Source organism: Amycolatopsis sp. NPDC006131 (assembly GCF_040614175.1).
GTDB lineage: Bacteria > Actinomycetota > Actinomycetes > Mycobacteriales > Pseudonocardiaceae > Amycolatopsis_E > Amycolatopsis_E tucumanensis.
On the sequence record NZ_JBEXTX010000046.1, the window covers coordinates 46,144 to 55,375 of the forward strand.

Genomic DNA, 9,232 nt, shown 5'->3' on the forward strand with positions numbered 1-9,232 from the left:
GCCGCGGCGCCGCTGTGCGTCGGTGCCGAGCGGGTGTGTGGGGGTGCGGGACGGCTGCGCCGCGGCGCCGCCCCAGTCAGGAGGAGTGCGCGGCGGGCCGCCGCCGGAGGGGACCATCGGCAGTGGCCGCACCAGAATTCGGCCCATCACAGGCAAGTCGCCCGGCAGGTCCACCCCTCCGCTTAGAAGAGCCCGCCGTACCGGGAGCGCTCCCACCACTCTGCCGAACCCGCTCGCTGCCTCGGTCATGCCGCACTCCCCGCCCCCGGCGGGCACCCGCCCGCAAGCCCCCACCGTGGCCCCCCATCCGGGGCCGCGCAAGGCTCCAAACGGTCGCACCTGCCGCTCCGCCGCACTCCCCGGCTATGCCCCTCCGCCACCAGCCTCCGGGCGTGTGCCTTCGCTCCATCGCCACCGCCCGGCTATGCCCCTCCGCCACCAGCCTCCGGGCGTGTGCCTTCGCTCCATCGCCACCGCCCGGCCATGCCCCTCCGCCCCACCGCCAACATCCGGCCACGTGTCGTGATCGGACGGTCACTAGTCCGGCAGCAGGGGCACCGTCGGGCCGTCGTCGCGGCCGAGGAGCATCGCCCGGGTCACCGCCTTGGACCCGTAGCGGTCGCGGACCTGGTCGAGCGCGGCGTCGAGCGCGTCGGGCTGGTGTTCGCCGAAGGGCAGCTCCAGTTGCAGCGGCGTGTCGTTGTCCAGGTTGGACAGTGCGAGGCCGATCAGGGTGATCCCCCGCTCGCGGATCATCGGCATCGCCGCGGCCAGCAGACCCCGCGCGGTGGCCAGGACGTCCTCGGTGTGCGCCGTAGGGTGCGGCACCGTCTGCGACCGCGTCGCGCGGGTGTAGTCGGCGAACCGCATCCGCAGCACCACCGTCCGGCACACCCGGTGCGCGGCCCGCAACCGCCGCGCCAGCCGGTCCGTCAGCGCGGCCAGGATCTCGTCCAGCTCGTCCGGCGACCGCGCCCGCCGCCCCAGCGCCCGCTGCGCCCCGATCGACCGCCGCCGCCGTCCGACGACCACCGGGCGCGGGTCCCGGTTGTGCGCCAGCGCGTACAGGTGCCGCCCGCCGGCCCGCCCGAGCAGCGCCACCAGTTCCGCCTCACCCCGCTCGGCGACCTGACCCACCGTCCGGATGCCGCGCGCGTGCAGCTTCTCCGCCGTCACCTTCCCCACGCCCCACAACCGCTCGACCGGCAGCGGGTGCAGGAACTCCAGCTCGCGGTCGTGCGGCACGACCAGCAGCCCGTCCGGCTTCGCCACCCCGCTGGCGACCTTCGCGAGGAACTTCGTGCGCGCCACCCCGACCGTGATCGGCAGCCCGACCCGCTCCGCCACGGCCCGGCGCAGATCGGCCGCGATCCGGCTGGGTGAGCCGGAAATCCTGGCCAGCCCGCCGACGTCGAGGAACGCCTCGTCGATCGAGAGCCCTTCCACCAGCGGCGTGGTGTCCTCGAACACCGCGAACACCGCCTTGCTGGCCGCGCTGTAGGCCGCCATCCGCGGCGGCACCACCACCGCCGCCGGGCACAGCCGCAGCGCCTGCGCGCACCCCATCGCCGTGCGCACCCCGCGCGCCTTGGCCTCGTAACTCGCCGCCAGCACCACCCCGCCCCCGACGATCACCGGCTGCCCGCGCAGCGACGGGTCGTCACGCTGCTCGACCGACGCGTAGAACGCGTCCAGGTCGGCGTGCAGGATCGGGCCCTCGTTCGTCACGAACACATGTTCGCACCCGCCACCGACATTTTCCGGTCTCCGGTGGGAGGCTGTCCGCATGACCGAGAACGATCCGAAGGACGATCTGCACCGGTACCTCCAGCAGGCGCGCGAGGTGATGCTCTGGAAGCTCGACGGCCTCTCCGAGTACGACCTGCGCCGCCCGATGACGCCGACAGGCACCAACCTGCTCGGCCTGGTCAAGCACCTGATCGGCTGCGAGCTCGGGTACTTCGGGGCCACCTTCGGACGCCCGTTCGGCCGCGAGCTGCCCTGGCTCGCCGACGACGAACCCAACGCCGACATGTGGGCGCGCGCGGACGAGTCCACCGCCGAGATCGTCGCGCTCTACCGCCAGGCCTGGGCGCACGCCGACGCCACGATCCGCGCGCTCGCGCTGGACGCCGTCGGGCACATCCCCGGCCGGGAGCCGGTCACGCTGCACCGGGTCCTCGTGCACATGATCGCCGAGACCTCCCGCCACGCCGGGCACGCGGACATCGTCCGCGAACTCGTCGACGGCGCCGCCGGGATGCGCCGCGACACCGGCAACCTGCCGGACGCCGACGCGCAGTGGTGGGCGGACTACCGGGAGCGCCTGGAACGAGTCGCGCGCGAATCCTTGCCTTGACGTCAGCGGCAACCTTTACGCTCGATCACATGCGAATCGGGGAGCTGGCGCAGCGGGCCGGGACGACCACGCGCGCGCTGCGGTTCTACGAGTCACAGGGGCTGCTGTCCGCGCGGCGCGCGGCCAACGGCTACCGCGAGTACGGCGAGGACGACTTCCGGCTCGTCCGCGAGATCCAGACGCTCCAGGCGGTCGGGTTCAGCCTCGACGACACTCGCCCGTTCGTGGAGTGCCTGCGGGCAGGCCACGAGACCGGGGACTCGTGCGCCGACTCGATCGAGGTGTACGAGCGCAAGCTCGCCGAGGTCGAGGCCTGCCTGGACCGGCTGCAGGCCGTGCGCGACGACCTGCGCGCCAAGCTCACCGAAGCGCTCGACCGAGAGCCCGGCCCGTGCCGGGTCACCACGTCCTTCGAGGAGTCCCGATGACCACCACCACCGGCGCCGTGCTCGCCGTGACCGACGAGACCTTCGAGGCGGAGGTGCTGCGCCACGACGGGCCCGTGCTGGTCGACTTCTGGGCGCAGTGGTGCCCGCCGTGCCACATGATCGCGCCGGTGCTCGCCGAGATCGCCGCCGAGCGCGCGGGTGAGCTGACCATCCGCAAGATCAACTCCGACGAGAACCCGCGCACCGCGCGCGACCTGCAGGTGATGTCGCTGCCCACGCTGGTGCTGTTCCGTGACGGCGAGCGGGTGGCGCAGTGGGTGGGCGCCCGGCCGAAGGCCCGGTTGCTCGCCGAACTCGACGCGGCACTGAACGCATAACCCGCGCACCTCAGGGTAGCCGCTACCTCGGAGGTGCGACGGTATGGCGGCACGGGAGCGTCCGGCCCGGGCGCGTTCGGCCTGGGCGGGCGCCGCGATCGGCGTCGGGATCGCGGCGTTCGTCGACGAGACGGTGTTCCACCAGTTGCTGCACTGGCACCACTTCTACGACAAGTCCACTTCGGACGCCGGGCTGGTGTCCGACGGGCTGTTCCACGCGTTCGGCTGGTTCGCCACCGTGCTCGGCCTGGTGCTGGTGGCCGACCTGCGGCGGCGCGCGGCGCTGTCCGGCCGCGCGCTGCTGGGCGGGATCCTCACCGGGGCAGGCGCGTTCCAGCTCTACGACGGGACGATCCAGCACAAGCTGCTGACCCTGCACCAGATCCGCTACCACGTCGACCTCGTGCCCTACGACTGGGCGTGGAACGTGATCGCGGTGCTGTTGCTGGCCGCGGGCGTGGTGCTGCTGGCGCGGGAGCGCCAGCGTGCCTGACCACGCCACCGGCACCTGGCCGATCGCACTGGCGGTGGCCATCGCGCTGGTGGGTTACCTGTGCGCGGCGCGGCGCCCGTGGCCGCGGTGGCGCACCATCTCGTTCACGGCGGGCGCGCTCGCGGTCGTCGTGACGCTGTCGTTCCCGGCGCACACGTTCACCGCCCACATGGCGCAGCACCTCGTGGTCGGCATGGCCGGCCCGCTGCTGCTGGTGCTGGGCAGGCCGGTCACGCTCGCGTCGCGGGCCTGGCGTGGCCGCCGCGCGCTGGTGCGGGTGCTGCGCTCGTGGCCGGTCGCGGTGCTGGTGTTCCCGCCGGTCGCGGCGGTGCTCGACGTCGGCGGGCTGTGGCTGCTGTACCGGACACCGCTGATCGCGCAGGCGCACCAGCCGTGGGTGCAGGCGCACGTGTTCGCCGCGGGACTGCTGTTCACCGCCGCGATCTGCCAGGTGGAGCCGGTGCGCCACCGCCACGGCCTGGTGTTGCGCGGCGCGACGCTCGTGCTGGCCGGCGCGGCGCACGGCATCCTCGCCAAGACCCTGTACGCGGACGGCTTCCACGCCGGGGCGCAGGTCCTGTACTACGGCGGGGACGCCGTCGAAATCGCGCTCGCGCTGGTGATCTGCCTGCAGTGGTACCGGCGTCAGTCCCGCAGGCGCGCGCGGGCGACCAGCGTCGACACCCCGGTGACGGTGGCCCTCCCGGCGCCGCGCACGCTCGAGGCGAGCACGGTCGCCCAGTCGAAGTAGTCCCGCCACAGCACGATCCGGCCGTCGCGCACCTCGAACGTGCCGCACACCCAGAACCGCGTGTCCCACGACCCCACGCGCAGCACGTCGGTCCGCTCGGTCAGCACGATCGGGCCGTCGGCGGCGATGTGGTGCACGCGCGCCTCGAAGCCGATGCGGTAGCGGCTGAGCAGGCGCAGCTGCTTCTCCACGGCCGCGACGCCACGCGCCGGGGGCAGCGGGACGTTCTGGTACACCATCTCCGGGGCGGCGAAGGTCAGCGCCCCTTCGACGTCGTCGCGTTCGAGGGCCGTCAGGAACGAGGTGACCGTGCTCTTCGGGTCCGCCATGGCCCCAGGCTAACGGTCAGAACGGACGATCACCGGCGATCGCGACGCGCTCCGCGATCCGCGCGTGCGGGTGGTAGTCGTTGACCGCGTAGTGCTGCGTCGCGCGGTTGTCCCAGAACGCGACCGTGTCCGGGCGCCACGAGAACCGCACCTGGTACTCCGGCACGTGCGCCTGCGCGAACAGCAGCCGCAGCAGGCGGTCGCTCTCCGCGCGGTCCATGCCGACGATGTGCGTGGTGAAGGCCTGGTTGACGAACAGCGTCTTCCGGCCGGTCTCCGGGTGCACGCGCACGACCGGGTGCTCGACCGGCGGGAAGCGGTCCTGCCAGCGGGCCAGCAGGTCGTGGTCGGCGAAGCGGGCGAAGCCGGGCACGAAGTCGTGCACCGCGCGCAGGCCGTCGATTTGGTCGCGGACATCGGCGGGCAGGTTGTCGTAGGCCGCGGCCATGTCGGCCCACAGGGTGTCCCCGCCCAGCGGCGGCACCTCGACCAGTCGCAGGACCGAGCCGAGCGCCGGCTCCGGGCGCCAGGTCGTGTCGGCGTGCCAGATGTTCTCGAAACCCGGCATCCCCGCGCCGCGTGCGAACCGGGTGACCTCGTCGGAGTCCCCGGCAGGCAGGAACGGGTTGGTCTCCAGCGGGCCCCAGTTGCGCGCGAACGCCCGCTGCTGCTCCGGGGTGATGCGCTGGTCGCGGAAGAACAGCACCTTCCACTCCAGCAGCGCGCGGTTCAGCTCGTCGCGCAGCCGCGGGGTGAGGGGCCTGCTGAGGTCCACGCCGGTGATCTCGGCGCCGATCACGCGTCCCAGCGGGCGCGAGGTGAACATCTCGTACTCGCGCGACTGTGCATCTTCGTGAAGTCGCGAGAGGTGCCGCGGCCCCTCCAGAATGCCGTCCGGCGGAACCTCGGCGGAGCGCAGGGCGCGGACGCGTTCGGGCAGCTCGACGGACATTTTCGCGGACCTCCCGCAGCGGTCGTGGACGGGTTCCGATGATCACCGCGAAGGGCCGCGGGCGGCAAGGTGCGTCCAGTATGTGGTCTCCTCGTGCGGGAAAGTTCTGACCCTGGAACGCTGCCAGGCCGTAGGGTTTGCGTCGTGAGCCTGCCCATCCTCATGACCGTCGACGACGACCCGGCCGTGTCCCGGTCGGTCGCCCGTGACCTCCGCCGTCGTTACGGCCAGGACTACCGCGTCGTGCGCGCCGCCTCCGGGGCGGACGCGCTCGAAGCCCTGCGCGAGATCAAGCTGCGCGGCGACGCCGTCGCGGCCATCCTCGCCGACTACCGCATGCCGCAGATGGACGGCATCACCTTCCTGGAGCAGGCGATGGACCTGTTCCCGTACGCCCGGCGCGCCCTGCTGACCGCGTACGCCGACACCGACGCGGCGATCCAGGCGATCAACGTCGTCGACGTCGACCACTACCTCCTCAAGCCGTGGGACCCGCCGGAGGAGAAGCTGTACCCGGTGGTCGACGCGCTCGTCGACGCGTGGCGCGCGGCCGGGGACCGGCCGGTCGAGGAGACGAAGGTGATCGGGCACCGCTGGTCCTCGCCGTCGTACAAGGTGCGGGACTTCCTGGCCCGCAACTCGGTGCCGTACCGGTGGTACTCCGTCGAGGAGCCGGAGGCCTGCCGCCTGCTCGAAGCCGCCGGCTGCGTCTCGGCGGACATCCCGGTGCTGATCACCCCCGACGGGACGGTGCTGCGCAAGCCGGACGGCGAGCAGATCGCCGACGCCGTCGGGCTGTCGACCCGACCGGCTTCGGAGTTCTACGACCTGGTCGTGATCGGCGGCGGTCCCGCCGGGCTCGGCGCGGCCGTCTACGGCGCCTCCGAAGGGCTGCGCACGGTCCTGGTCGAGCGCCGGGCCACCGGCGGACAGGCCGGGCAGAGCTCCCGGATCGAGAACTACCTCGGCTTCCCGGACGGGGTGTCCGGGGCGCAGCTGACCGACCGGGCCCGCCGCCAGGCCCAGAAGTTCGGCGCGGAGGTGCTGACCGCGCGGGACGTGACCGGCCTGGAGGCCCGCGGCTCGGCGCGGGTGGTGCGGTTCGGCGACGGCAGCGAGATCGCGGCGCACGCCGTCGTCCTCGCCACCGGCGTGTCCTACCGGGCGCTGGAGGCCGAGGGCGTGGCCGAACTGACCGGCCGCGGCGTGTTCTACGGCTCGGCCGCCACCGAGGCGCCCGAGTGCGAGGGCGAGCACGTCTACATCGTCGGCGGCGCCAACTCCGCCGGGCAGGCGGCGGTGTTCTTCTCCCGCTACGCCAAGGAAGTCTCGATCCTGGTGCGCGGGCCGTCGCTGCAGGCGTCCATGTCGCACTACCTCATCGAGCAGATCGAGGCGATCGGCAACATCCACGTCCGCACCCGCACCACGGTGGTGCGCGCGCACGGCACCGACCACCTCGAAGAGCTGACCCTGTGCGACGAGGAGCAGGGCATCACCGAGACGGTGCAGACCGGGCACCTGTTCGTGTTCATCGGCGCGGCGCCGCGCACCGAGTGGCTGGGTGACGACGTGCTGCGCGACGAGCACGGTTTCGTGTGCACGGGCGCCGACCTGATGGTCGACGGCAAACGACCACCGGGGTGGACCCCCGACCGGGACCCGCACCACCTGGAGTCGTCCATCCCGGGTGTGTTCGTGGCCGGGGACGTCCGCTCGCAGTCGGTCAAGCGCGTCGCCTCGGCCGTCGGCGAGGGCGCGATGGCCGTCTCGCTCGTGCACCGCTACCTGGAGGCACGATGAGCGAGCCGCAGCTGACCCGCGAGTTCCTGCGGGAGTTGTTCCTGTTCACCGATCTGTCGGACGCCCAGCTCGACTGGATCCTCGACCACGCCAAGCTCGAGCAGTACGCCGCGGACACCGCGATCATCAACGAGGGCGATCCGGCGACGTGCTTCTACGTGCTGCTGTCCGGCGCGCTGCGGATGACGCGGCTGGTGGGCGGCAGCGAGGTGGAGACCGTCCGCTCCGACCAGCGCGGCGCCTACTGCGGGGCCACGCAGTTCTTCTACGGGCAACAGCAGCAGCGCTACGGCGCCTCGGTGTACGCGGTCACCGACCTGATGTTCCTGACGTTGCCCGCCAAGGAGTTCGCCGACCAGTTCCGCAGCTGGTTCCCGATGGCCACGCACCTGCTGGAGGGTTCGTACCTGGGCTGGCGCAACACCGACGCGCTGATCGGGCAGCGGCGGCGGCTGCTCGCGCTCGGCGAGATGTCGGCGGGGCTGACCCACGAGCTGAACAACCCGGCGGCCGCCGCGGTGCGCGCCACCGCGGCGCTGCGCGAGCGGGTCGCCGGGATGCGGCACAAGCTGGCGATACTGGCGAAGCGGGACATCGAGCCCGATCTGCTGGAGCTGTTGCTCGACGTGCAGGAGCGGCTGGTCAAGCAGGTGGCCGACGCGCCGCCGCTGACGGCGATGCAGCAGGCCGACCGCGAGGACGAGATCGGCGACTGGCTCGAGGAGCGCGACATCGAGCAGGGCTGGGACCTGGCCCCGATCTTCGTCGCGGCCGGCCTGTCCGCCGAGAGCCTCGACCACGTCCTGGAGTCCGTCGGCGACGGCCTGCTGGACGGCGCACTGCGGTGGCTGGCGTACGCGCTGGAGACCGAGATGCTGATGGGGGAGATCGAGGACTCGACGACGCGGATTTCGGCGCTGGTCGGGGCGGCGAAGCAGTACTCGCAGATGGACCGGGCGCCGCACCAGTGGATCGACGTGCACGACGGCCTGGATTCGACGCTGGTGATGCTGGCGGGCAAGATCGGCACCGGGGTCAAGGTCGTCAAGGAGTACGACCGGTCGCTGCCGACGGTGCCCGCGTACGCGGGCGAGCTGAACCAGGTGTGGACGAACATCATCGACAACGCGGTCAGCGCCATGGAGGGCACGGGCACGCTGACGCTGCGCACCAGCCGCGACGGCGACCGGGTGGTGGTCGAGATCAGCGACACCGGCCCCGGCATCTCGGCGGAGACCAAGCAGCGGATCTTCGAGCCGTTCTTCACGACGAAGCCGGTGGGGGAGGGCACGGGCCTCGGGCTGGACATCTCGTGGCGCATCGTGGTGGACCGCCACCGAGGAGACCTGCGAGTCGAGTCCGAACCCGGCGACACCCGTTTCCGCGTCTACCTCCCGACGACGGAACAAGCCTCCGAGTGACGGGGTGCCGCTCCGCCCTCAGCGGCGGAGCGGCACCCCGTCCGGGGACAGGTCGGCCCATCGGCCACCACATCTGAACGGGAGGGTGCCGCGCGGGCGGCACCACTGACGCTGAACGGGAGGGTGCCGCGCGGGCGGCACCACTGACGCGCCTGCCCGACTTCGATCGCGCAAGCGAACCGGGGTGGCCAGCGCATGTGCCCTGTCGTGCTCCCGGGGCCCGATCGGCCCGTGTCTCCGGTGCCGCTTTCCACTGGCCGCGGCTAGTGTCGTGCGTCCGAGGTTCGTTGACGGCTGGCGTGGGGCAGGATTTCGTCGGCGGTCTTGGTCCAGGTGAACGGGTGGCAGCGGTCGTTCC

At 72.3% G+C, this 9,232-nt stretch carries 10 protein-coding genes; 7 read left to right on the forward strand and 3 right to left on the reverse strand.

Annotated features, from left to right (window positions below; all coding sequences use genetic code 11):
• Nucleotides 1-537: 537 nt before the first annotated feature.
• A complete protein-coding gene (gene dinB, locus ABZ215_RS23210) occupies nt 538-1,734 on the reverse strand; it encodes a DNA polymerase IV (RefSeq protein WP_354951498.1) in 1,197 nt (398 codons plus the stop codon).
• 52 nt (nt 1,735-1,786) lie between these two features.
• On the opposite strand from dinB, the gene ABZ215_RS23215 reads away from it, so the two are divergent.
• The 5 genes from ABZ215_RS23215 to ABZ215_RS23235 are packed head-to-tail and all read left to right on the forward strand — an operon-like array spanning nt 1,787 to nt 4,369.
• Nucleotides 1,787-2,359 (forward strand): DinB family protein, encoded by a 573-nt coding sequence (locus ABZ215_RS23215; protein ID WP_020423350.1) that lies wholly within the window; start codon nt 1,787-1,789, stop codon nt 2,357-2,359.
• Between the two features lie 29 nt (nt 2,360-2,388).
• The gene (locus ABZ215_RS23220; RefSeq protein WP_020423349.1) at nt 2,389-2,787 is read left to right on the forward strand and encodes a MerR family transcriptional regulator; all 399 of its coding nucleotides are present in this window, start codon (nt 2,389-2,391) and stop codon (nt 2,785-2,787) included.
• The gene (trxA, locus tag ABZ215_RS23225; RefSeq protein ID WP_020423348.1) at nt 2,784-3,125 is read left to right on the forward strand and encodes a thioredoxin; all 342 of its coding nucleotides are present in this window, start codon (nt 2,784-2,786) and stop codon (nt 3,123-3,125) included. Before ABZ215_RS23220 ends, trxA begins: the two co-directional genes overlap by 4 nt.
• 43 nt (nt 3,126-3,168) lie before the next feature.
• A complete protein-coding gene (locus ABZ215_RS23230; RefSeq protein WP_020423347.1) occupies nt 3,169-3,618 on the forward strand; it encodes a DUF2243 domain-containing protein in 450 nt (149 codons plus the stop codon).
• Entirely contained in the window at nt 3,611-4,369 is a 759-nt protein-coding gene (locus ABZ215_RS23235) for a cytochrome c oxidase assembly protein (RefSeq protein WP_354951501.1), read from the forward strand. The genes ABZ215_RS23230 and ABZ215_RS23235 overlap by 8 nt, the downstream gene beginning before the upstream one ends.
• Here the strand turns inward: ABZ215_RS23235 and ABZ215_RS23240 are convergent.
• Together ABZ215_RS23240 and ABZ215_RS23245 are read right to left on the reverse strand one after the other, a co-directional pair.
• Nucleotides 4,264-4,698, reverse strand: coding sequence for a limonene-1,2-epoxide hydrolase family protein (locus tag ABZ215_RS23240; RefSeq protein WP_354951503.1), 435 nt, complete (start codon nt 4,696-4,698; stop codon nt 4,264-4,266). The two genes, ABZ215_RS23235 and ABZ215_RS23240, sit on opposite strands and share 106 nt — an antisense overlap.
• 16 nt (nt 4,699-4,714) lie before the next feature.
• On the reverse strand, nt 4,715-5,650 hold the full coding sequence (locus ABZ215_RS23245) for a TauD/TfdA family dioxygenase (RefSeq protein ID WP_354951505.1): 936 nt from the start codon (nt 5,648-5,650) through the stop codon (nt 4,715-4,717).
• Nucleotides 5,651-5,794: 144 nt separating this feature from the next.
• On the opposite strand from ABZ215_RS23245, the gene ABZ215_RS23250 reads away from it, so the two are divergent.
• Both ABZ215_RS23250 and ABZ215_RS23255 read left to right on the forward strand, forming a co-directional pair.
• Nucleotides 5,795-7,453 carry an FAD-dependent oxidoreductase gene (locus tag ABZ215_RS23250; RefSeq protein WP_020423343.1) on the forward strand — a complete coding sequence of 553 codons (1,659 nt, stop codon included), beginning with the start codon at nt 5,795-5,797 and terminating at the stop codon, nt 7,451-7,453.
• A complete protein-coding gene (locus ABZ215_RS23255; protein ID WP_354951508.1) occupies nt 7,450-8,874 on the forward strand; it encodes an ATP-binding protein in 1,425 nt (474 codons plus the stop codon). Before ABZ215_RS23250 ends, ABZ215_RS23255 begins: the two co-directional genes overlap by 4 nt.
• Nucleotides 8,875-9,232 lie beyond the last annotated feature (358 nt).

Excerpts from the sequence above, each read along its gene's own strand:
- ABZ215_RS23230 (WP_020423347.1), top strand. The coding sequence starts at position 3,169 with ATGGCGGCACGGGAGCGTCCGGCCCGGGCGCGTTCGGCCTGGGCGGGC.
- ABZ215_RS23245 (WP_354951505.1), bottom strand. The coding sequence starts at position 5,650 with ATGTCCGTCGAGCTGCCCGAACGCGTCCGCGCCCTGCGCTCCGCCGAG.
- ABZ215_RS23240 (WP_354951503.1), bottom strand. The coding sequence starts at position 4,698 with ATGGCGGACCCGAAGAGCACGGTCACCTCGTTCCTGACGGCCCTCGAA.
- trxA (WP_020423348.1), top strand. The coding sequence starts at position 2,784 with ATGACCACCACCACCGGCGCCGTGCTCGCCGTGACCGACGAGACCTTC.
- ABZ215_RS23255 (WP_354951508.1), top strand. The coding sequence starts at position 7,450 with ATGAGCGAGCCGCAGCTGACCCGCGAGTTCCTGCGGGAGTTGTTCCTG.
- ABZ215_RS23220 (WP_020423349.1), top strand. The coding sequence starts at position 2,389 with ATGCGAATCGGGGAGCTGGCGCAGCGGGCCGGGACGACCACGCGCGCG.
- ABZ215_RS23215 (WP_020423350.1), top strand. The coding sequence starts at position 1,787 with ATGACCGAGAACGATCCGAAGGACGATCTGCACCGGTACCTCCAGCAG.